The organism is Algoriphagus pacificus, from assembly GCF_017254845.1.
GTDB classification, from domain to species: Bacteria; Bacteroidota; Bacteroidia; order Cytophagales; family Cyclobacteriaceae; genus Algoriphagus; species Algoriphagus pacificus.
The window spans coordinates 88883-112774 of the sequence record NZ_JAFKCU010000004.1 but is presented as its reverse complement, the minus strand read 5'-3'; the positions used below and the strand labels follow the sequence as shown (position 1 = coordinate 112774).

15 protein-coding genes are annotated in these 23892 nt (G+C 39.2%); 11 read left to right on the top strand and 4 right to left on the bottom strand.

The window, feature by feature from the left end; all coding sequences use genetic code 11:
• Positions 1-73: 73 nt before the first annotated feature.
• From J0A69_RS16830 to J0A69_RS16815, 4 genes are all read left to right on the top strand, one after another.
• On the top strand, positions 74-1867 hold the full coding sequence (locus tag J0A69_RS16830) for a hypothetical protein (protein WP_206587784.1): 1794 nt from the start codon (positions 74-76) through the stop codon (positions 1865-1867).
• A gap of 180 nt (positions 1868-2047) precedes the next feature.
• Positions 2048-5053 (top strand): PVC-type heme-binding CxxCH protein, encoded by a 3006-nt coding sequence (locus tag J0A69_RS16825; RefSeq protein WP_206587783.1) that lies wholly within the window; start codon positions 2048-2050, stop codon positions 5051-5053.
• 101 nt (positions 5054-5154) lie between these two features.
• Entirely contained in the window at positions 5155-5886 is a 732-nt protein-coding gene (bla, locus tag J0A69_RS16820; protein ID WP_206587782.1) for a subclass B1 metallo-beta-lactamase, read from the top strand.
• Positions 5887-5954: 68 nt separating this feature from the next.
• On the top strand, positions 5955-6677 hold the full coding sequence (locus J0A69_RS16815) for a 3-ketoacyl-ACP reductase (RefSeq protein WP_206587781.1): 723 nt from the start codon (positions 5955-5957) through the stop codon (positions 6675-6677).
• A 76-nt stretch (positions 6678-6753) separates the two neighbouring features.
• Here the strand turns inward: J0A69_RS16815 and J0A69_RS16810 are convergent, their stop codons facing one another.
• From J0A69_RS16810 to J0A69_RS16795, 4 genes are all read right to left on the bottom strand, one after another.
• Positions 6754-7866 carry an endo-1,4-beta-xylanase gene (locus J0A69_RS16810; RefSeq protein WP_206587780.1) on the bottom strand — a complete coding sequence of 371 codons (1113 nt, stop codon included), beginning with the start codon at positions 7864-7866 and terminating at the stop codon, positions 6754-6756.
• A 50-nt stretch (positions 7867-7916) separates the two neighbouring features.
• The gene (locus J0A69_RS16805) at positions 7917-8456 is read right to left on the bottom strand and encodes a hypothetical protein (protein WP_206587779.1); all 540 of its coding nucleotides are present in this window, start codon (positions 8454-8456) and stop codon (positions 7917-7919) included.
• A 139-nt stretch (positions 8457-8595) separates the two neighbouring features.
• Complete coding sequence (locus J0A69_RS16800) at positions 8596-9753, bottom strand: PepSY-associated TM helix domain-containing protein (RefSeq protein WP_206587778.1); 1158 nt, start codon at positions 9751-9753, stop codon at positions 8596-8598.
• The gene (locus tag J0A69_RS16795) at positions 9753-12131 is read right to left on the bottom strand and encodes a TonB-dependent receptor (RefSeq protein ID WP_206587777.1); all 2379 of its coding nucleotides are present in this window, start codon (positions 12129-12131) and stop codon (positions 9753-9755) included. Before J0A69_RS16795 ends, J0A69_RS16800 begins: the two co-directional genes overlap by 1 nt.
• A 222-nt stretch (positions 12132-12353) precedes the next feature.
• Between J0A69_RS16795 and J0A69_RS16790 the strand changes: the two genes are divergently transcribed.
• The 7 genes from J0A69_RS16790 (at position 12354) to J0A69_RS16760 (ending at position 23868) form a co-directional block, all read left to right on the top strand.
• Complete coding sequence (locus J0A69_RS16790; protein ID WP_206587776.1) at positions 12354-12962, top strand: hypothetical protein; 609 nt, start codon at positions 12354-12356, stop codon at positions 12960-12962.
• 18 nt (positions 12963-12980) lie between these two features.
• Positions 12981-13415, top strand: a complete 435-nt coding sequence (locus tag J0A69_RS16785; protein WP_206587775.1) for a VOC family protein — start codon at positions 12981-12983, stop codon at positions 13413-13415.
• A 316-nt stretch (positions 13416-13731) separates the two neighbouring features.
• On the top strand, positions 13732-18633 hold the full coding sequence (locus tag J0A69_RS16780) for a translocation/assembly module TamB domain-containing protein (RefSeq protein ID WP_317194882.1): 4902 nt from the start codon (positions 13732-13734) through the stop codon (positions 18631-18633).
• Complete coding sequence (tamL, locus tag J0A69_RS16775) at positions 18623-20908, top strand: translocation and assembly module lipoprotein TamL (RefSeq protein WP_206587774.1); 2286 nt, start codon at positions 18623-18625, stop codon at positions 20906-20908. Before J0A69_RS16780 ends, tamL begins: the two co-directional genes overlap by 11 nt.
• A 95-nt stretch (positions 20909-21003) precedes the next feature.
• Positions 21004-22899 (top strand): DUF4153 domain-containing protein, encoded by a 1896-nt coding sequence (locus J0A69_RS16770; RefSeq protein ID WP_206587773.1) that lies wholly within the window; start codon positions 21004-21006, stop codon positions 22897-22899.
• A 1-nt stretch (position 22900) separates the two neighbouring features.
• Positions 22901-23284, top strand: coding sequence for a VOC family protein (locus tag J0A69_RS16765; RefSeq protein WP_206587772.1), 384 nt, complete (start codon positions 22901-22903; stop codon positions 23282-23284).
• Positions 23285-23301: 17 nt separating this feature from the next.
• On the top strand, positions 23302-23868 hold the full coding sequence (locus J0A69_RS16760; RefSeq protein WP_206587771.1) for a mycothiol transferase: 567 nt from the start codon (positions 23302-23304) through the stop codon (positions 23866-23868).
• Positions 23869-23892 lie beyond the last annotated feature (24 nt).

The window sequence follows — 23892 nt, the reverse complement described above, 5'->3', positions numbered from 1 at the left end:
AAAGCCAGTTCAAAACAGTCGTATTCTCCAAAACGCGGACTTACTTTTGAATCTTCCAATTCGTCAAGAAATAATGATTCAAACTACATCGCCGCATTCTTTTCATATTCCTGTCATGGGATTGGGCTATACAGTCGACAGCCCGATGAAAGTTGCCCAATTTGGTATTTCCAGCGTCATCTCGATCATGGATGATCATCTCTTGGAAGACATGAGGAAAATTTATGCTTCGAAATACAATCTACCCTTTGAAGAAATCAGCGAAAAAGAAGAGGATTTCAGAGCAAAACGCATCACAGCTTTTTTGAATTTGACACAGGATGTGGTAGATCTGCAGCTAAAAAACTATCAAGAAAATGGCTTGAAAAACCCTGATTTGATCAGAGCCTATGCGGATTTACTTCCAAATAATCATCCATTTAAAGCAAGTTTTGATCGTTTCCTAGAAGCTTCACCAGAAGAGAAAATCAATCTATTCCCACACATCCAATCCCTAATCCAACCAGGCTCCATCGATGTCAATATCATGACTAAGGTGGACAAGCTGAATTATGATAAAAGCGGAAATGCCTTGGGAAGGGAATATTCAGATGCTTTGGCTTCTTTGAGAGGATTTGCCAATAGTAAAATCAAAGGGTCTGTTATATTTTCCGCGGGATTAAATCCTGCCTTGTACAGCTATGCAGAGAATTTTGATTGCTTCTTGCCTGATGCTAATGGTATTTCCGAAAAGAAGATAATCCTAAAAGTATCTGACTATAGATCAGCATTGATTCAAGGGAAATTCCTTGCCAAGAAAGGACTTTGGGTTTCAGAGTTTCGAATAGAATCAGGTCTCAATTGCGGAGGTCATGCTTTTGCCACGGATGGTTTTTTGATTGGACCCATCTTGGAGGATTTCAAAAACAACCGAAATAGCCTGAAGGAATCTCTTTTTGAAGTTTACCAAAAAGCTCTTTCAGAAAAAGGCACTTCAGTAAATTCCGAACACTCATCGCTCAAAATCACTTACCAAGGAGGTATCGGGAATTCGAAGGAAGACAGTTTCCTTAGAAATTATTACGAGTTGGACGGTACAGGTTGGGGCAGCCCTTTTCTACTCGTTCCAGAAGCTACATCTGTAGATGAAGACACCTTGCAGAGAATCCTGAAATCCAAAAAGTCCGATTATTATCTCAGCCATGCCTCTCCCTTGGGTGTCCCTTTTAATAACCTGAGAAACAGCAGCGGTGAGGAACAAAGAATTCGAAGATTGGAAAACAACCGTCCCGGAAGTCCCTGCTATAAAAAATTCCTTTCTTTCAGCACTGAGTTTACCGAGAAACCTATTTGCACCGCTTCTAGACAATACCAAAACCTAAAAAGCAAACAATTTCAACAAGGAGAAATCAGCGCTGAGGAATATCAGGAAATCGCAGAAAAAGATTGCCTTTGTGAAGGATTAAGCGCCCCAGCTATCTTGGCAAATGGAGCAAATCCAAGAAGAAATCTGAATGCAGTGACTATTTGTCCAGGGCCAAATTTGGCTTATTTCAAAGGGGTTTTCAGTCTGAAGGAAATGGTTGCCCATATTTATGGAAAGCTAAATTTAAATCTGGATCTCGAGCGTCCTCATGTGTTTGTGAAAGAGGCTCAACTCTATGTCAACCATTTGAAAACCGAATTTCAAAAAATGCTTTCCAACCCAACTCCAAAGCAGGAAAGCTACTTGGAGAAATTCCGATCAAACCTGGAGCAAGGAGTTTTGTATTACCAAGAGTTGATCAAATCTGCACAGATCGATTCGGAGGAGATTTTGGAGAAAATGAAAAACCAACTAATAGCTATACAATCTGAGCTTGAGTCATTCAAGCTTGCTATTACCTAATCCTATCTATTTATTAACCAATAAAATCCATTTCTCGTGAGATGGATTTTTTTATTTATAGTCAAAATTCACCGTTTGACTCTAACATCCTATAAAACTCTGAGGATGGGTTGGTTCGCTTGCTTCAAAGCTTTACATTAGAATTGGTTTTTTTCTAAAAATCTCAAAAACCCATAACCTATGAAACTTCGAAGCTGGCATTTAACGCCCTTGATCTGCTTATTTTTTTCCTGTGAGGATGCAAAACCAAAAATGACAGATGAGGAATATCAACAACTCACTGATGAGCAAAAGCGCTCTGCTGAACATGCAGTTGACGGAATAGTGGTAGCGGATGATCGGCTAGAGCTAACTCTTTTTGCATCCGAGCCTATGATGTCCAATCCAACCAATATGGACATTGATGATCGAGGGAGAGTATGGATTGCGGAAGCATATAATTACAGAACGGCTCTAAACCCCCGAAATCCAACCAGAGGAGAGGGAGATCGGATTTTGATCATGGAAGATACAGATGGAGATGGTGTGGCAGACGAGTCTAAGGTTTTTTATCAAGGAAATGACATAAATGCTGCTTTGGGAATCGCTGTTTTTGGTGATAAGGTATATGTTTCGGTCAGCCCCTATGTGTATGTTTTCACAGATGCTGATGGAGATGATGTACCTGAGAAAAAGGAAATCCTTTTCGAAGGTGTGGGTGGTGTGCAACACGATCACGGTATGCATTCCTTCACATTCGGTCCTGATGGAAAATTATATTTCAATTATGGCAATGAAGGAAAAGGCATTCACTATGCAGATGGCTCCCCTATCCTCGATCCTTTAGGCAGACCTGTCAATAGCCAAACTCAACCTTACCGAGAAGGAATGGTTTTCAGAATGGATCCAGATGGATCTGATGTGGAAGTCTTGGCATGGAACTTCAGAAACAACTTCGAGGTCGCAACTGACAGCTATGGCAGAATGTGGCAATCCGATAATGATGACGATGGAAACCGAAGTACCCGAATCAATTATGTGATGGATTACGGAAACTATGGTTTCAAAGATGAAATGACTGGCCAGGATTGGAGAGCTAGAAGAATCAATATGGAGGATTCAGTTTTCAAGCAGCATTGGCATTTGAACGATCCTGGCGTAGTTCCAAATTTATTGCAAACATATGCCGGTTCTCCGACTGGTATCCTGATTTACGAAGGGAAATTATTGCCTGAAGAATATCAGAATCAGATGATCCATTCGGATGCAGGTCCTAACATAGTAAGGTCCTATCCCATTTCCCCAAATGGAGCAGGCTTCGATGCCAAAATCATTAATATTCTGGATGGAAATCCCCGCGACAATTGGTTCAGACCTTCAGATGTGACGGTTGCTCCAGATGGATCTTTGTTTGTTTCCGATTGGTACGATCCAGGCGTGGGTGGACATGCCATGGGTGACTTGGACAAAGGAAGAATTTATCGCGTGGCGCCTAAGGGAGTGGATTACAAAGTTGAAAAGCCTGATTATTCCTCTATCCCTTCTTTGATCAAGCTATTACAAAATCCGAATCGTGCCACGCATTTTAAGGCATTTATGGCTTTGCAGGAAAAAGGAGCTGAAGCAAAAGATGCGCTGGAAAAACTGTTTACAGAAGGCGAAAGCAGAATGCGTGCAAGAGCTTTTTGGGTTCTGACCAAGTTGCCAAACGGCAACGATTATATCAAAACTGCCTCCACTGATGCAGATGAAAATATCCGTGTAGCTGCTGTTCGGGCTTATCGAAATAATAAAATGGATGAAACAGACTTTTTACTGAAAATGGCTGGCGATGAATCCTCAGCTGTCAGAAGAGAAGTTGCCTTGGCTATTCGATATAAAGACAATTCTGAAGTTTGGCAAAAACTGGCTGCTAATTATGAACCGGGAGACAGATGGTATTTGGAAGCTTTAGGCATTGCTGCTGAAGGTTTTTGGGATGAATATTTACCAGTTTACCTGGAAAATGCGGGTTCTGGTTGGATGGAAAGTCAGGCTGCAAAAGACATTGTTTGGAGATCTAGGGCAAAGAACACATCCGATCTATTAGGAAAAATCATTCTTACCCAGCCTGGCCGAAACAATCAAGCTTTTTATCGAGCCTTGGATTTCCAAAATCCAGCTGAGAAGAATGGAACCTTGAAAGCACTTCTGGCAAATGCTCCAGAAGAAGATCAGATAATCATTCTTCGTCAAATCAACTTTGATAGAAACAATCCTGACACTCAAGTTTTGTCACTTGCCAAAAAGACAGCTAATGAAATAACTGATGACAGGGATTTCCTGGATATCGTCAGCAAGTATCAATTGAAGGAGGATAAGGATCGATTGGAAGCTTTGGTTTACCAAAGTGAAAACAATCAGCATTCTCAGATGGCAGCAAACATCTATGCTTCGCTTTATGGCATGAATGACATTGAGAAATCCTTTGAAAATCCAGATCAGGAAAAAGCAATCCAGTCTATTACGAAATTCGGAACGATCGATAATGAAAGCATGGCAAAATTGCTTGCGGATATTTATACTGATGAGTCTAAGTCACTTGAAATAAGAACTGCAGCTGCCGAAGCTGCGAAGGGATATAACTCAGAACCTTACCTCTGGCAGCTTGCAAAATCCAATGAAATTCCAGCGGATGTACTTCCTATCGCCCAGAAAATCCTGCTTTCCTCCTGGAATGGAAATATCCGAAAAGAGGCTAACGAGTTCTTCGGCGATGCCACCAAAAATGAATACGATGTGGCCAAAATGGTTGCGGCTTCAGGTTCGGTTGAAAAAGGAAAAACCATTGCTTCAACTTATTGTCTGGCTTGTCATAAAATCGGAAATGAGGGAATTGATTTTGGACCAGGCTTGACTGAAATAGGTGATAAATTATCCAAGGAAGCTATGATCAATGCCATCATCAACCCTTCTGAAGGAATGGGATTTGGCTATGAAACCCAGTTGGTGAAAATGAAGGATGGAACAGAATTCACCTGCATCGTCAATTCCAAAACCGAAAATGATTTGGTGGTGAAATTGGTAGGAAGCGGCGAACAGAAAGTCTATAAGTTGGTGGATGTGGAAAGTGTCACGCAACAAGATGAATCCCTGATGCCGAAGTTTCCACTTTCGCAAACAGAAATTGTTGACCTTGTAAGCTACTTGGAAACACTACGAAAATAAAATTCAAAAATAGTCGATTAATGATCCCAGCTTATGAAAATAGGCTGGGATTTTGTTTGGAAAAAGATCCAATTATTTCTCCTTCTAAAACCTTTTCGACAATGAAAAACACATTGCTTTTCTTACTTTTATTTTTCCCGGTCACTTTTCTTTTAGCTCAAGAAACTCTTTTTGTTTACAAGTCTGAAACACTTCAAATAGAGCAAATCAGTGCAAATACCTTTGTCCATGTAAGTTATCTCAATACAGAGGATTTTGGAAAAGTCGCATGCAACGGAATGATCGTGATGAATGAAGGAGAAGCTTTGGTTTTCGATACTCCGGCAAATGAGGAAGCCAGTTTAGTATTGATTAATTGGTTAGAGAGAGATAAAAAAGCAAAAGTCATAGGAGTTGTTGCCACGCATTTTCACTGGGATTGCTTGGGTGGATTGAATGAATTTCATGCAAAGGGGATTCCTTCTTATGCTTCTGAAAAGACAATAGACTTGGCTAAAACGGCTGGATATCCCCTTCCTGAAAATGGTTTTAAAAATAAACTCAAACTTGAAGCTGGAGGTGTAAAAGTTGTCAATCAATTTTTAGGAGAGGGACATACCAAAGACAATTTTGTATCCTATGTTCCTTCAGACAAAGTGATTTTTGGAGGATGTATGATCAAAGCTTTGGGAGCTGGGAATGGTAATCTAGAAGATGCAAATGTCGCCGCTTGGCCATCCACAGTAAGAAAGGTAAAATCAACATTCCCAGAAACAAAGATTGTAATTCCTGGACATGGGAAAATTGGTGGAACGGAATTACTGGATTATACAATAGAGTTGTTTTCAAAGTAAAATCTCCAATTCACTGAACTCTTGCCCTTGGTTTTTGATTAGTGAATTAGTATTTGAAAACACAAACTATGCAATCACTAAAAGATAAAGTCGCCTTGATTACTGGCGCAGGAAAAGGATTAGGTAAAGCAATCGCTACAGCTCTCGCAAAAGAAGGAGTTCACCTTGCCATTTTATCCAGAACAGAGTCAGATTTATTGAAAGTTAAAGAAGAAGTCGCTGGAATTGACCCTTCGCTGAAAGTTGCCATAGCGGTGGCAGACCAGTCAGATTACACCAGTATCAAAACTGCAATCGCATCCCTGATTTCTGAAGTCGGAGTTCCTGATATATTGGTGAATAATGCCGGAACTGGCAAGTTTGGGAAATTCCTGGATCTGGAGGTAAGTGAATGGGAGCATATCGTAAAGGTTAACTTATTCGGAGTTTACTATGTGATTCATGAAGTCCTTCCAGGCATGTTGGAAAGAAAATCCGGCGATATCGTCAATGTTTCCTCCACAGCTGGTCAAAAAGGAAATGCAATGACAAGTGCTTACAGTGCTTCGAAATTTGGGCTTAATGGCCTGACTGAATCTCTGATGATGGAAGTTCGAAAATCCGATATACGTGTTTTCAATATGACACCAAGCACTATTGCAACTGATCTGGCCATTGGAAATAATCTGACAGATGGTAATCCAGACAAAGTTTTACAACCGGAGGATTTTGCCGAACTGCTTGTATCTCATTTAAAACTACCAAAAAGAGCTTTGGTGAAAAATGTAGAGTTCTGGTCTACAAATCCATAAAAATTGTGGCTAATTCTTAAATCAGAAAAAGTGCAAAACTGAAAAAGCGGAAGGACTATACCCTCCGCTTTTTGGTTTATTTTTCTACAGCCATTTTAATACTATTGAAAACATCCTCTTTCAATTTCATATCTCTATCGATGGGTAGAGGATAATTCGTTCTGCCACGCACCGGGAAATTATTCAACCAAGATCTTCCATCATACAATCCCCAAAAAGTGACGCGGTTGATTTTATCCTTGTGCTTTTCAAACAACTTGAAAATTTCACCATATCTATTCGCTAACTGCGCTTTTCCCTCTGGGGTAATTCCATCTTTGTAAGGGTTAAACTCCGGTGAATTGGCATAATTAATATTTAAATCGGCTCCTTCAGAATTTCTCGGTCTTGGCAAAACATCTACATCTAATTCGGTGATAGCCACTTTGAATCCGGCTTCATAAATATCCAAAATCCCTTGTTCAATTTCTTCGATAGATGGGCCATTGACTGTGTAATGACCTTGCATCCCGATTGCAGTAATCCGAATCCCCTCAGCTTTCATTTCCTTCACAAAATCCAGAATTCCTTTCCGCTTCGAAGCTCTCCAGACATTGTAATCATTATAATATAATTCAGCTTCAGGATCTACTTCATTTGCCTTCCTAAAAGCCGCTTTGATAAAATCCTTTCCCGCAATTTTATACCATTTTGATTCTCTGAATGAACCATCTTCATTGAAAGCCTCATTGACCACATCCCAACCTTTAATCTTTCCCTTATATCGACCCATCACGGTTTCGATATGCGCTTCCATCCGGCTAATCAAGGCATCTTTGTCCAACATTTCACCAGACTCATTTTCAAAAACCCAGTTAGGAACCTGTTGATGCCAAATCAAGCAATGTCCAATGGTAAATGCTCCAAGTTTTTCTCCCATGGCCACATATTCATCTCCAAACTCAAAATTATAAGTCTCAGGTTGTGGATGAACCAAAGCCCATTTCAATCCATTTTCAGGGCTTAGGCTATTAAAATGGGTACTAATCAATTCAAACTCCTGTGTTGCTTCGGGAGCTACCTGTCTTGAGTTCAATGCTACGCCTATGTAAAAGCTATCTTCAAAAACATCCTTCAAACCCTGATCTTTGGGTTTTTGGGAAGTCAGAAGCATAGCCATTGCTACAAATAGAAAAGTGTTTTTTATCATGGTTTTATAGGTTTAAAGTCTTCTAAAGTCTAATCTCACAGATCATATCCTTAAGATCCGCTGCCTTTGAACTGATCTTCTTTGTATGCAAAGAGGACATTGAAAGTAGTCAAGGAACCGTAGCATCGCGTGATGTATTGCTGGAGGTGAACTCGGTCTTCATCGTCCAATTTAGGATGATTATTGATGTTTTGTTCCAAAACCCGAAGCTTCTCTCTTACCATCACGATTTTATGAAAGAAAGTCTCCATTGGAATTTCTTTGGTTTGAAGGTTTTCGTCATTCGGTTCGAAAACAACATTACCTCCCATCCACTTTCCTCCCAAAGGAACGATTGGAGCTCGCTCTGAAGTTTGGATCAAAGCCTCTCGAATGGCCCTTTCTACATCCTTCATGGTTAGCATAGGGAAATCCGGAACTTTGGCTTCCTCTATGGTAAAACCTTCATAATCTCTAGCCAGAGTTTTGACTTCTTCTGTATTGTAAAAATAGATTTTGTAATAAGTCTCATCTACTGATAAAATCATCCCTGTTCCGAATTTTGGATGATTGAGTTTACTTCCAGGAGCTAATTCACTTGCAGTTGCCATATTTTTAAAAAGATTTAGGAATCCAAAATAATGATTTTGATAGAATTAGTTTTAGAAATAAACACAAACGGCGAAGAATTAAAATCCTTCGCCGTTTCGCAATTCAAAGCCTTACTAATCCAATCTTAATAATTCTCCACTAGGCCATTTCCAATTCTCTTTTGGATTTGACAGCTTTCCTTTTTTCCTTATTTCTTCTCCCCCACCAAATCAAAAAGCCTGTCACTGGTAAAGACGCGATGATGGCACTTAAGCAAAAAGCCAATACTTTCCCAGGCAAACCTGCGATCGCTCCGACATGCACATCATAATTCAGTCGCATGACTTTTTGGGCAAAAGTGGACTCCTCCAAGCGATTGTAAAAATGGTCTACAGGAAGTTCTTCGAGTGTGTTTTGGTCAAAATACCGGTAGTCTGATTTCCAATAAGTAGAGGCATCTGGATTGGCATTGGCAGCGATGGCGGCTCCTTCATATTCTGGAGGGTGAACTTCAATCCATTCTGCCTCTGGATAATAGGCATTCATTTTCATCCAAACCGCATCCAATACCGGAATTTCGCCTGAATAAACCTGAGAAGAATCAGAGGCAGGAGTATAGTATTCCACAAATTCCTCACCACCTGACATGGCTGAATACAGACCACTTCTAAACCAGCTGAATCCCCAAACAAGTCCTGTGATTGCAAAAACCAAGGCAAATGTCATCACATAAAATCCCAGAACTTGATGTAGGTCATAGTTCTTCCTTCTCCATCTTCCAGACCATTTGATTTTGAGGCTTTGTTTTAGGTTCTTTTTCTTTTTTGGCCACCAAAGGATCAAACCAGAAATCACCATGAATAAGAATACCAAAGTAAATGACGCCACCACGGGTTGACCGATTTCCGGAGGAAGCCAAAGATAAAAATGACCGTCCAATACAATCCTGAAAAAGTCTGCATACTCATCGTTTAGTTTTAATACTTCACCTGAATAGGGATTGATGTAGGCAATTTTATAATGATCATTCCCCTCTCCATAGCTAAAGAAAATAGCCTGAACTGATTTTTCTTTGGTAGGATAAAGCACAGCATGAAGATGCCCTTCAGGAAAAGCATCGTAAGCAATTTCACTGATTTCACTGGGAGGAAGAACTGCTTTATCCTGAGCTTCTACAAAAAGAAAAGAATAAGTCAAGTCCTTGATTTCTGCCTGAAAAGCGTAAATGCAACCTGTGATGGCAACTATAAACACCACCAGCCCGGACGAAAGTCCGAGCCACAGGTGTAGTTTATGAAGAGTCTTTTTAAAATTCATTAAAATCTATAATTGAGACTTAAAGAGAAGTTTCTTGGGCTTTGTGGCGTCACGGTAGACCAACCCGAATAATATTTTTGATCAGTCAGATTGTTGACTTTCAGGGCTAAAAAATACTGCGAACCTGTATAAGAAAGAGAGGCATTCAAAACCTGATAGGCAGGCAATGCAAAAGTCCCGATATTCTCTCTGTTCAAAGTCAAATATTCGCTGGCAGCATTTCCTCCGAAGCCAAGACCGAAACCTTTTAAAGAACCTGCTGAGAAATTATAGCTTGCCCAGAAATTGATCAATTGATCTGGTCCAGCTGACTCTGGTCTCAAACCCAAGTATCCACTTTCAGGATTGTCTTCAGTCACTTCAGCATTATTTTTAGAATACCCCGCAACTAAACTCAAGCCTTTCGCAGGGCTAGCAATCAAACTAAACTCAAAGCCTTTGCTCAACACTTCTCCTCCTTGGATGGAATTATTGATGTTGTTAGGATCGGTGATCACTCTGTTCTTTACCTTGATATTATAGTAGCTGGCGGTTGCAGAAATCTTATCTTGGTACAGGTTCGTTTTCACGCCAAACTCCAATTGATTAGCAATTTCAGGATCAAAAGTCTTGAATCGGGTGTTGGTACCATCTGCATCGCTTACCGCGGCAGGCGCAATATTCACGAATCCATTCATGTAGTTTCCAAAGACAGAAACCTTGTCTTTAATCGGCTGATAAACCACTCCAAATTTTGGAGAAACTGCTGTTTGAGTGTTTTGGTCTGATTCAGCACCCCAAGATTCATTTTTGAAATTATCTACTCTCACACTTGCCATCAGAGAAAGCTGTGAAGTCAATTCAACCACATCTGATACATAGGCACTCAGCACTCTAGTTGAGGCAGTAGAATTTCCTTCGAAAGAACCCTTCAACAACTCATCGACACCAGCCTGGGTCAAAACTCCTGTATCATTTCCGTCGGAAAGCGTCATTGCTCCATTAGCAACCCAACCAGTACTCCCATTCAGCACGTCTTGGTCATAATAATCCAAGCCAACAATCATCTTATTCTTCAATCCTGCCACTTGGAACTCTCCGATAAAATTCTGCTGAACATCTGTAGTCAAAGTCTGACCATTTCTATCTGAGATATACCTTCCGAAAGTATCTCCATCACTGAAATCGTAGAGGTAGTGGTAGTATCCATCAGTTTTGGACGAACTTCTGGAGATGACAGTCTGTGAAGTCCAGCTATTTGACAATTTGTAAAAAGCCTGAGCTTGTAGGCTGTAAGAATTATTATTGATGCTTAGCTCATTTCCGGTGAAAGAACGATCATAGTGTTTCTCAAAAGGATCTATAGAAGAGTAAGTCAATGGATTGTTTCTGTTCAAAAAGATCATCGGAGCATTGACAGAATTGGCATTCAAAAACTCTGTATTGATCAAGAAGGTCAATCTTTCACTTGCTTTAAACTTAAATGATGGAGCGATGAAAAGTGAATTGCTTTCTCCTGCATCTTGAAATGAATTCTTGGATTGATATGCGGTATTCACACGGAAAGCAGCATTGTTATTCAATGGAACGTTTACGTCTGCAGTCAATCTGTTCATACCGAAGCTTCCGGTAATAAAACCAACTTCACCTCTAAAAAAATCGCCTGGACGCTTTGTAGTGATATTGATCAATCCACCATAAGAAATAACGGAACTTCCGAAAAGCGTTCCCGATGGACCTTTGATTACATCTACACTTTCCACGTTGGCTGGATCCAAGCTACCATTATTCAAGCTTGGCATCCCGTTGACCATGGTAGGCTGTACTGCAAATCCACGCATAGAGTAATATTCAGCTCCATCTCCTCCCCTTCCGGTAGATTCCCAAAGCCTTGCCACGCCAGTCGCATTTTTCAATGCATCATTCATATTTGTGACAACCTGTTCTTTCAATAATTTTTGAGAGATAGAGTTGTAGACTTGGGGATTTTGAAGATCTGTCAGAGGTAATTTTGCAACTGTAAAATTGCTGTCGGCATAAAAGCGGTTGGAATTATAATCCGTCACAATTATTTCTGAAAGCTCTGTAGATGTTTCTGCCATCGAAAAATCCAAGGTGATTGTTTGTCCTGCAGTCAGGCTTACTTTTTTCTCTTGTTTTTCAATACCCACAAAAGATGCAAAAACAGAATAAGTCCCAGGCTCTATGTTTTTGATTTCAAAAAATCCATTGCGGTCTGTTGTTGAGCCTTTAGCAAGACCTTTTATTCCCACATTGACAAATTCTAGCGGCTGCTTATCCGCCGTCAGGACAGTCCCTTTTATGACGGCATTCTGCGCCAAAACTTGATACCCAACTAGGAAAAATAGGTTCAGTAATAATATAAATCTGCGATTCATGATGGTTTAGTTTTCAATGATGTCGCAAACTTATTGCTTAGAATGATTCTAAACAAGACTTATTTAGAATTAATCTAAGGAAAATTAAGAAAAAGTTTTATTCCACTGAATATCACCTTTTTTAAATCTCCAATCACAAATTGTAACCAGTAGGAGGAAATTCACGGGAGTACCTTTTTCACGAATAATTGAATATTTTTATATCTAATCCAGCCAATCACTATGAAAAAAATCCCATTCTTAATGATCCAGGGAATTTCGATTTTCTTGGGATTTACCTTTTGGGGTGCCGGAATGGCCAAATTATTCCATGAACATCAGTTCTTCGGTTGGATCGGACCGGTATGGCTGATCGAAGAACTTGAACCTTATGGCTTAGGATTTTACGGGAAGTTTATTGCCTACAGCCAAATCGTAATCGGTTACTTGCTGGTAACTACGCGTTATAAATTATTGGGAAGCATCATGATGATACCGATGATTGGAAACATTTTGATAGTAACTATTTCCCTAAACTGGAGAGGGACACCTTTCGTCCTTGGTTTTTTAATGCTCCTGAATTTGATTCTGCTCTGGCAGTATCGGGATTTTTTTAGACCAATGATTGATGAAGGGAAAAGTAAGTATGATTTAAAAACCCGAAGCGGAAGAACTTTAAATGGCCATTTAGTATGGCTTGCGGGACTTTCTCTTCAGCTTATTGCCATTCAGATTTCTTATATCAATTGGATCGCTGCCTGCTCCGTAGTTTTATTGGGACTACTATTGTCAACTTTAAGTTTTTACCTGGAAAAAAGGACAGCATCCAAACCTACTTTTGAAGCATCTTAAACTATAACCCCAAGTACTATGAAAATTCATCCTTATTTAAATTTTGACGGTCAAGCCAAAGAGGCCATAACTTTTTACAAAAGCATCCTTGGAGGTGATTTTGACGGAGGATTCAACTACTTCAGCGAAATTCCAGGAATGGATCATCTTTCTGACGAAGAGAAAAATCGTGTGATGCACGTAACCCTAAAAATCTCTGATGAAGTAAAAATCATGGCTAGTGACATCATGCCCAGTATGGGGCATAAACTGAACGTAGGTAACCATAATTACATTTCCCTGATGCCAGACAGTAAAGAACAGGGTAAAAAATTCTTCGATGGTTTATCTGCCGGCGGTAAAATCGAAATGCCTTATGAAAAAGCATTTTGGGGCTCTTACTTTGGGAGTTTTATAGATAAATATGGAAATGGCTGGATGGTAAATTATAATTTGAAAGAAGGTGAAGAATAACCCTTAGCATATAAAAGTTCAAATGCCAAGATTTCCGGTTGGAAGTCTTGGCATTTTTTTAGGATTGCTTGGATTTAATTCACACAGAATAAAAAAACTGGTCATTTAATTATCATTCCTGTAACATTCTGGCTTACTTCTTGGTCTTTTAATCAAGATGTGAAAACTTCGCAAAAGTTTCATTCTTTAATCTGAAGCCATTAAAAAGTACCTGATAAAGTTTTTAAAGATACTGGGCATTACGATAGGCATTTTATTATTCCTATTTGTAGTCCTGGTCTTGTTTGTAAGAAGCCCGTGGGGTCAGGGAATCATTGTGGACAAAGCAACCTCTTATCTCCAAGATAAAACCGGTGCAGAAGTCAGAATAGGCAAACTTTTTATCACATTTTCCGGCAATCTCAGCCTGGAAGAATTTTACATCTCGGACAATCTTGGGGATACATTAGTTTATTCTGATGAATTGGAAGCTGGTCTTGAATTGATCCCATTAATTCAAAATGGCGCTATCCAAGTGAGTCAATTTCAGTGGAATGGATTGACCGCACGAATAAAAAGACCAGAAAGTACAGGCAAATTCAATTATGAGTTTTTGATTGATGCCTTTAGCTCTACAGACAGCACGGCAGTTCAAGACAGTGTTTTAACAGAGGGTAGCCCTCTAAACATCACCTTATCTCCCATTTCTCTCCAAAATATGGACATCAGCTACCAAGATGAGGTAATGGGAACGGATGTGAAATTCAAATTGGGGGATTTTGAATTGGCTATTCCAACCTTAGATCTGGAGAATTATGTATTTGGAATCAAGGAGATTTCCTTGACTGAAACTAGTCTTAGCTACAAACAAACAAAACCATTTCCTCCATCAGAAGAAACGGAAGAAGAATCCATTTTACCAAAAATCAGCATAGAGAATTTAAGTCTCAATGACATCAATTTAAACTATGAAAACACGGTTGATCAGCAGGTTGCACAGCTAAAAATCGGTGATTTTATTTTACAGATTCCAGAGATAGATCTACCTAATCAGAAAGTTGTGATTGATCAGGTTTCATTGGCAAATTCTGAAATATTATTCCATGATTTTTCTGTTTCAACTGCTCCCCCTACTTCTGATTCTATCGCCGAAACATCGGAATTCACTTGGCCAGAATGGTTGGTTAACGTAAAATCCTTATCCCTTCAAGACAATGTTTTGGAATATAAAACCAAAGACGAAGCTCCTATTTCAGGCTTTTTTAATCCAGAGGTTCTTCATTTTGAAAACCTGAATCTTGAAGCAAAGGATTTAAATCTGCAAGAAAATTCATTGGCATTGAATCTTGAAAAAGCCCAGTTTACAGAAGCCAGTGGTTTTGAATTAAAAGATTTAATCATTGCCCTTACCGCTGACGAAAACCAATTGGCTATTGAGAATTTTTCAATTGAAACCAATCGGAGTTTTCTTTCCTCAAATGCAAAGCTTAGCTACGCTTCGATTCAAAATTTACTGGATAATCCAGACAAATCTGAGTTACAGTTAGCTATAACGGAAGTTCGCCTTGACATCAAAGACAGTTACTTTTTTGATCCATCTTTAGCACAGGATACCCTTCTTCAAGAATTGGCAAAAAACCCTTTTACGGGTGAGATTGAGGCAAATGGAAACTTAGAAATCATTAAGATTCCGATACTTGATTTTCAATGGGGAGAGACATCCTTACAAACCTATGGTTCTGTTTCAAATGCCTCAAACCTAGATTTGATGGAAGTAGATTTCCCAGAAATAGGGCTTAAAACAAACAGAAAAACGCTGCTAGCATTTATCAATGAAGCAGATTATGGAATCCAATTTCCTGAGACTATTGCCATTCAGGCTCAGGCTAAAGGAAGTCTACAGGACATGTTGGCCAAGCTAGAACTGGATTCTGATTTGGGAGATATAACACTAGACGCAAGCTATCAGGATGCAAATCAACTTAGCTTTGATTTGGATCTGCAAGTCAATCAGCTGCAATTAGAAACACTCTTAAAGAATCCAGATCTTGACACCCTCAGTTTGGAAATCAAAGCTAAAGGCCAAGGAACTTCAATCTATGACCTGACTGCAAACTTAGAATCTGATTTCAAACGTCTGAAACTTTATGGTTCGGATTATTCTGGACTAAAGCTGGCCGGCGACATGGAAAATGGAAATGGCAACCTATCCTTAAACTTGAAAGATGAATTCCTGGATTTTGATCTCACAAGTGAGCTGGTTTTAGACTCTGTCAATTCAGTTATTGATTTGAATCTGGACTTGAAAGGAGCTGATTTTTACCGCCTCGGTTTCACAGAAAAACAATCCAGAGCCAGGCTACAGCTAGAGGCAAAATTCACAGGAAATCCAAACGATTTTGATATCAGCACCACTTTACATGATGGTTTGATTCTTTATGATGACAAAACCTATCCCACAGGAACCCTAGACCTTCAAGCCAAAATCCAAGAAGATTCTACCAGCATCAACGTTGCCAGTAAACTGCTGAATGGATTTCTTCAAACCAACACCAATCCACAGGCTTTGGCTGAAGCGCTTCAGAATCATTTCTTGGCCTATTTCGGTCAGGCTGATTCTACGCTAGTGCCTTTGGACACCAATATTGTGATGAACATGGAGCTTCGGATTTCGGAAGATCCATTATTGAACGAAGTGCTTTTTCAGGGATTGGAGCAATTGGATTCTGGCAGTGTTCAACTTGCCTATTATCAAAATCTGGATTCTGTTACGGCATCCATCGATTTACCCTACATCAATTACGCAGGAACAGAACTTGACAGCATCAAGTTGGATTTAATTTCCAACAGAGATACCATGAATTTGGTCTTTGGTTTCCAGCAATTGACTTCAGGACCATTGAATATGGATAGAACCACTTTGACAGGAAAGCTTTCCGATTCAAGAGTTTATTTTGATTTTACCTCGCTCGTAGAGGAAGAGAAACTGGCACATATTGCTTCTGATATTGGCTTTTCGGGAGATTCTATGAGCATTCATATCAATCCGGAAAATCTGATTCTAAATAAAGCGGAGTGGAGCATTCCAGAAACGAATGAGGTAATCTATGCCACAAATTACCTGGGATTCCAAGATTTTAGCTTTACCAGAAACAGTCAAGAACTCACTTTCGATAGAAATATCCCGGGGTTCACTGAGGAGAATATTGCTGTTGTTTTTAACAATTTCAGGCTTGGAACCTTCACCAGTTTATTGAATCCCGATGAGTTGATTGCTGGAGGAAAAATGAACGGTCAGTTAGTAGTTGAAAATCCATTTACTGCTATTGGCCTAATGGGTAAACTTGAAATTGACAGTCTAAAAGCTATAGGCGTGCCGCTTGGGAATTTGGATTTAGAAGCCACTGCCAAAAGTCTTGGGAATTATATTCTGGATTTGAAGCTAAGAGATGGAGGAATTGATCTGGATTTGAACGGTGGATTTGTAGCCAGCGAAAACGGTGGAGATCTTGATATCAAGCTTGACTTGATCAAAGCACAAATGGAGAAAATAGCTGAACTCTCTCAAGATCAAATTACGGATGCCTCAGGTTTTATTTCCGGAACTTTGAATGTCAGTGGTTCAACCACAGAGCCCAAATACCAAGGGGAATTCAAATTCAATGAAGCTTCTTTCGTCCCAACAGAGATCAATACCAAATACCTGCTTTCCAATGAAACCATAAGGGCAGATAATGAAGGGATTTATTTTGATCAGTTTACCATTCGAGATACGGATAACAATACCTTTGACATCAATGGTAAAGTACTTACAGAGGACTTGACCAATCCAAGTTTTGACCTAAATCTGACTGCCAAAAACTTTATGGTAGTCAATTCTACCGATGAGGAAAGTGATTTATTGTATGGCAAAGGCACGATTGATGCAGATGTCAGTATCAAAGGGGATCTGGTCTTACCGATTGTACGCGCAAATTTAACCATCAAGGATAATACAGATCTTACGTTGATTATTCCTGAAACCGAATTGGATCTTGTGGAGCGTGATGGAGTGGTTTTATTTGTCAACAAGCAGAACCCAGATGATATTCTGACGGCTCAGCTGGAAGAAACTACCACTGCATTTTCTGGATATGATATTCAGGCAATTTTATCTGCAGATCCAAATGCAAAATTCACCATTGTCATAGACCCAAAAACAGGGGATAACCTACTCGTTTCTGGAAGCGCAGATTTACAGATGGACATCAATCCAAATGGTAGAATAACGCTGAGTGGTGCTTACGAAATCACTGACGGACATTATGAGATGTCCTTGTATAATCTGATCAGTAAGAAATTTGATATTAGCCCGGGAAGTAGAATTACTTGGAATGGCGACCCAATGGATGCCAACCTGGAAATCCGAGCGATCTATGAAGTTGAAACTGCAGCTTCAGACTTGATGTCCTCCCAATTGACTGGAAGTAATCAAGAGACTCAATCTCAATACAAAAGGAAAATTCCATTTCTGGTTTATTTGAATGTCAGCGGAGAATTGCTGAAGCCTGAGATTTCATTTACGCTGGATATGCCGGAAAACCAAAGGGGATCTTTTGGAGGAAGTGTCTATTCACAAGTTCTTCAGATCAATGAACAAGAAGATGAATTAAACAAGCAAGTGTTTTCGCTTTTAGTGCTGAATCGGTTTTTCCCTTCTCAGGGAAGTGACGGCTCAAATGGTGGAGCAGCTGCAATCGCTAGAAACAGCGCCAGTCAAGTACTTTCCGATCAAATGAATGCTCTTTCAAGTAGAATTTTTGGAGATAGTGGTTTCCAATTGGGCGTGGATCTGGATACTTATAGAGAATATGAATCCGGTACAGGACAAAATCGTACTGATTTGAACATCAACGCACAACAAACACTTTTTGACGATAGACTTGTGGTGCAAGTTGGAAGCCAAGTCGATTTGGAAGGCAGCTCCCAAAGCTCCTCTACCCAGTCAGGTAATTCCATTTTGGCAAATATCAGTTTTGAATACATGCTGACGGAAGATGGAAGATGGAGAATCCGAGCTTTCCGAAAAAATCAATTCGAAAGTGTGATTGATGGGCAATTAGTCATTACTGGAGCTGGATTGATTTTCAACCGGGAGTTTAATGAGTTTAGTGAACTATGGAAAGCTCCGGTATCCACTGAAAGTCCAAGCGAAGAAGAAAAAAAGGAAAATGAAAAGAAGGAGGAAAATGAAAAATAAACAACCTCTATTTCCTCTATTGATGCTTTGGCTAATCAGCAGCTGTAGTGTGAAAAAATTCATTCCAGAGGATGAATTGCTGTACAAAGGTGCATCACTGGAAGTGGACCACCCTAAAGACCTTAAGGATTTTAAAGCAGTAGAAGAAGAGCTCGAAGGGCTTTTAAGGCCGGAGCCAAACTCCAAATTTCTAGGAATGTATGTGGGGCTTTGGGCACATTATAAAAACCAGAAAGAAAAACCTGGATTCATTAACCGCTTTTTAAATAAAAAATTTGGTGAGGAGCCAGTCTATTTCAGCGATGTAGATCCTGCCCGAACGGAAGAACTGATTTTAAATAGACTTGAAAACAGAGGCTTTTTCTATGGGACTGCCAGTTCAGAAGTTAACCGGGGAAACAAGTTTGCAGAAGTATCCTATTTCGCAGAAATATCTCATCCATATGCCTTAACCGAATTGGTTCTGGAAAGGGATTCTTTGCCAATTGAACATGAAATCAAGGAGCTTTTAGCCGACTCTGAGCTAAAAGAGGGAAGTCGTTTTGACCTCAATGCATTGAACCAAGAAAGAGATCGCTTGGACACAGAATTAAAACAGCGAGGCTATTACAATTTCAATAATGACTATTTGATTTTCGAAGCAGACACCAATATTTCTGATTCTGCCAGACAATTCAAACTCTACTTACGGCTAAAAAACAATGTCCCTTCGCAAGGAATCATTCCTTACCAAGTAGATCAAATTCAGGTTTTCCCAAATTATTCCTTAGACAATGAGGAAGAAAATGCGGACACAGTAAGTTTGGATGGGAAAGAATTCATTCAAAGTGAATTGGTATTCAAGCCCCATTTGTTAAATGACTACATCTTAATTGAAAAAGACAATCTTTACGACCCTACCAAGTCAAGGCTTTCCAGCAATCGAATCAGCTCGATTGGTAATTACAAATTTGTAAACCTGAGGTATGAAGAGATGGATTTGAAAGATTCCATCGGTCATTTGGCTGCTTATTTTTACCTCTCACCCATGACGAAAAGGTCGGTAAGAGCTGAGCTTTTGGGCGTTTCCAAATCCAATAATTTTGCCGGTCCAGCCTTGAATTTGGTGTATAGAAACCGGAACACTTTCAAAGGAGGAGAAACGATTAATATCTCAGCAAATATTGGATATGAGTTTCAGATTGCTGGCGGAGATCGTACCGGACTACAATCCTTAGAACTCGGATTAAGAGGAGATTTGATCTTCCCTCGGGTTATTTTCTTTGTACCAATCAAGGAAAAATTCAGCTATTCCGTGCCTAAAACCAAAATCAGCTTAGGAACTGAATACCTCAGCAGAGGTGGCTTATATCGTCTAAATTCCTTCTACGCAAAGTATGGTTACTTCTGGAATGCAAACCGCTTTGCCTACCATGAAATCAATCCGATCAATCTGAATATTGTCAACTTGTCGAAAACTTCTCCTGAGTTTGAGCAGATTCTGGAAGACAATCCATTTTTAAGAAGAAGTTTTGATCAGAATTTTATTGCTGGAATTACTTATACTTTCAACTTCAATAAGCTAAATGATAAATTCCGAACACATGCTTATTTTTTAGGTTTGAACCTGGATTTTGCAGGGAATACCCTGCATGCATTGGACAACTTATTTGGTCAGGATAATGGGAAAATCTTTGGATTGGAATATGCTCAATACGGGAAGACAGATTTGGATTTGAGATATCATTTCAACTTTGCTAAAGATCAAACCATTGCCACTCGATTGTTTGGTGGAGTTGGCGTACCATTTGGAAACTCTTCCTCGCTTCCCTATTCCAAGCAATATTTTTCGGGTGGTCCCAATAGTATCAGGGCTTTCCGGATCAGATCCATTGGCCCTGGAACTTATAAACCTGAAAATTTTGATGTCAACTCTTACTTTGACCAATCTGGTGATATTCGATTGGAAGGAAATGTAGAATATAGATTCCCGCTAGTGCCATACCTGAAAGGGGCGTTATTTTTGGACGCCGGTAATATCTGGTTGATGAATGAAAATGAAGCATTGCCTGGAGGAAAGTTTAGCTCCAGCTGGTGGAAAGAAATTGCAGTGGGTACCGGTTTCGGTATCAGGGTAGACATTCAGTTTTTTGTGATCCGATTTGATTTGGCTACTCCATTACGAGTTCCTTATTTGGAAGAGGGACAGCGTTGGGGCAATACTTTTGACTTAGGCAGTAAAACCTGGAGAAAGGAAAATCTGATATTCAATTTTGCAATCGGATATCCATTCTAACATTTACAGGTTTAACATGAATTAATAAAGATTGAATCGTTTTCCTTTTTTTCGGTTGAGGGAAAAAACTATTTTTCTAATAAATCCATCCAAAGATGAAATTCCCATCGATAAGTCAACTTAAAAGTGATGCTGAAAATTCTTTTCTAAGGTTTCCTTTAAGTATAGTTTCTGCTGCTTTAGGCTCTTTTTTATTGATATATCTTATTGAAATAGACCTAGGCGATCAAAACCTCGAATGGATCAATCTCCTAATAACTTTCGCGCTTGGTATCCCCTTGTTTTTCTGTGTGGACATTTATGCTGAAAAGAAAGAACTTGAGCCAAGTTATCGGATAATAGGCCGGGTATTGGCACTGGTAATTTTGATTATTATTTATTTCTCTTTCCCCAAGGAAAACACTTTTTCTACTACACGAGTCCCTTACATCCGCTATCTGGTTTATAATCTCACGGCACACCTCCTTGTTTCTTTTATAGGCTACTGGAAAGAGAAAGAGGATCATGCATTTTGGAAGTTCAATGAAAGTCTGTTCCTCAGAATCGCCCTTGGGGCTTTGTATTCGTTTGTCCTTTATATAGGAATTGCCTTGGCCTTAGGTGCCATCCATTTGCTTTTCTCCCTTGAAATAGATCCCAAAACATATTTTCAAATCTATATTTTAATCATAGGAGTGTTCAACACTTGGTTTTTCTTGGCTGGAGTTCCAAAAAACCAGGGAGCAGTTATCTCCCAAGAAAGCTATCCGAAAGGATTGAAAGTCTTTACACAATTTATCCTGATTCCGCTTTTACTAGTTTACTTGACCATCCTTTATTTTTATGGAGGAAAGATCATTCTCACTTGGGATTGGCCAAAAGGAATCGTGAGCTACATGATTATTGCGATTTCGGTATTGGGCATATTTACTTACCTCCTATTATTTCCAATCCGGGATCAAAAGGAAAGTTCCTGGATCAAAACCTTTTACCGTGCATTTTATTTTTTATTATTTCCTCTGATCGTATTACTGTTTTTAGCAATCGGTATTAGGGTTCAAGAATATGGCTTAACGGTCAATCGATACATAATTTTATTAATGGGCATTTGGCTCACCTTTATTGCACTTTACTTCATTTTTGGAAAAGGAAAAATCAAAACAATCCCAATTTCTCTAGCTGCTTTTATGATTTTCGGATCCTTTGGTCCTTGGAGCATGTTCAGCTTAAGCGAATCAAATCAGCTGTCCCGTCTGGAAACCATCCTTAAAGAACACCAGATATTATCCAAAGAAAAAATCAAAAATGAAGTCTATTGGGAGTTTTCAGATAAGGGAAAGCCAAAAGCCATAAACTCCAAAAACACTAATCAGTTGGAAAAGGAACAACTAGAAGAAGTCAATTCAATTATTCAATACCTCGAGGATTACCATGGTTTAGGTTCAGTTTTAAATTGGTTTGATCAAGATCTGGCAACTTTATATAAAGAGGCAATAAAAGCCAAAGAAGATGGCACTTATACCTATTTGGACTATAGCCAGTTCATCGTAGAATCAATGGGCTTGAAGTATATTCCAAATTATATGATAGGTCAAGAAAACTCCCTTGATGGGCAATATTTCTCATATAATATTGAAAACGATAAAGTTCGAATTCTCAAAGGGTATGATTTTGAAATTCGTTTCAATTTTAATCCCGGATTTTACAAAGACAATTGGGATGTGCCTGGATTTGAAGAAGCAACTTTGTCCTTTGACCCTGAAACCAATTTCTTGAATTTTAAAATTGGTAACAGTAATGCTGAATTTGATTTGGCCTCCTTTGTTTCAACCCTGAGGGATCAATATGGAAATGGATATAAAAATGACATTCCAAAAGAAGATCTAACTCTTAGTTATTCAGATGAGGACATTGAATTAAAAATTTTGTTCACAAATATTCAAAACAACAATTCAGAAGAAAGCATTGTGGAGGATTTTTCTGGAGTCATTTTGATCGGTATAAAAAACTAAAATGAAACTTGCACATTTGGCTATTTGGGTGGAAGATGTAGAAAAAATGAAGGAGTTCTATTGTCATTATTTTGACCTGATTCCAGGAGAGAAATATCACAATCCCAACAAAAATTTCACCTCTTATTTCCTCTCTTTTGAATCCGGAGCTCAAATCGAACTGATGCAAAAACCGGAAATCCATTCCAGTCAAAACCGAAACTATTCCTTTGGATTTGCCCACATAGCCATTTCTACTGGAAGCAAAGAAAAGGTTCTGAGTCTAACTGAGAAACTAAGAACTGATGGATTCCAAGTAACCGGAGAACCCAGAACAACGGGAGATGGCTACTTTGAAAGTGTTGTTTTAGATCCGGAAGGAAATGCCATTGAAATAACTATTTAAACTTTAATCTATATAAAATGAAAACGTTAAAGATTTTTGTCCTCAGTACATTTTGTTTATTCCTATTTCAAATAAAATCAAATGCCCAAGTAATCGAACCTCCAAAAGGATATTCTCAAGACATCGGAAATATGGTGGCGATGCTGGATGATATCAAAGGAAGAATCCATCGCTTGACAATGAATATGTCCCAAGACCAGGTGGATTTTCTGCTAGATGAAAAAGCAAATAGAATCGGAGCCATGGTTATGCATCTAGCTGCAACCGAAGCTTTCTATCAAGTGTATACTTTTGAAGGCAGGGAATTTAATGAAGAAGAAACTGCAAAATGGATGACAGCTCTAGAGCTTGGAGAAACAGCTAGAGCTGAATTTCAAGGAAAACCTATCGCTTATTATTTCGGGATCTGGGATGAGGTAAGAGAGAAAACGAAAGCACTTTTAAAAGAGAAAGACGATAAATGGTTCTCCTCAAAATTAAAAGGGACTCAGGCAAATAATCACTGGGCATGGTTTCATGTCATGGAGCACCAATCCAATCACATGGGTCAAATTGCTTTGCTAAGATCCAGATTACCTCAATAAAAAAAGAGGCAGTTTGACACTGCC

Coding starts and splice junctions, on each gene's coding strand:
- J0A69_RS16830 (WP_206587784.1), top strand. CDS start 74: ATGATTCAAACTACATCGCCGCATTCTTTTCATATTCCTGTCATGGGA.
- J0A69_RS16770 (WP_206587773.1), top strand. CDS start 21,004: ATGAAATTCCCATCGATAAGTCAACTTAAAAGTGATGCTGAAAATTCT.
- J0A69_RS16815 (WP_206587781.1), top strand. CDS start 5,955: ATGCAATCACTAAAAGATAAAGTCGCCTTGATTACTGGCGCAGGAAAA.
- tamL (WP_206587774.1), top strand. CDS start 18,623: ATGAAAAATAAACAACCTCTATTTCCTCTATTGATGCTTTGGCTAATC.
- J0A69_RS16810 (WP_206587780.1), bottom strand. CDS start 7,866: ATGATAAAAAACACTTTTCTATTTGTAGCAATGGCTATGCTTCTGACT.
- J0A69_RS16760 (WP_206587771.1), top strand. CDS start 23,302: ATGAAAACGTTAAAGATTTTTGTCCTCAGTACATTTTGTTTATTCCTA.
- J0A69_RS16795 (WP_206587777.1), bottom strand. CDS start 12,131: ATGAATCGCAGATTTATATTATTACTGAACCTATTTTTCCTAGTTGGG.
- J0A69_RS16800 (WP_206587778.1), bottom strand. CDS start 9,753: ATGAATTTTAAAAAGACTCTTCATAAACTACACCTGTGGCTCGGACTT.
- J0A69_RS16785 (WP_206587775.1), top strand. CDS start 12,981: ATGAAAATTCATCCTTATTTAAATTTTGACGGTCAAGCCAAAGAGGCC.
- J0A69_RS16790 (WP_206587776.1), top strand. CDS start 12,354: ATGAAAAAAATCCCATTCTTAATGATCCAGGGAATTTCGATTTTCTTG.
- J0A69_RS16805 (WP_206587779.1), bottom strand. CDS start 8,456: ATGGCAACTGCAAGTGAATTAGCTCCTGGAAGTAAACTCAATCATCCA.
- J0A69_RS16825 (WP_206587783.1), top strand. CDS start 2,048: ATGAAACTTCGAAGCTGGCATTTAACGCCCTTGATCTGCTTATTTTTT.
- bla (WP_206587782.1), top strand. CDS start 5,155: ATGAAAAACACATTGCTTTTCTTACTTTTATTTTTCCCGGTCACTTTT.
- J0A69_RS16765 (WP_206587772.1), top strand. CDS start 22,901: ATGAAACTTGCACATTTGGCTATTTGGGTGGAAGATGTAGAAAAAATG.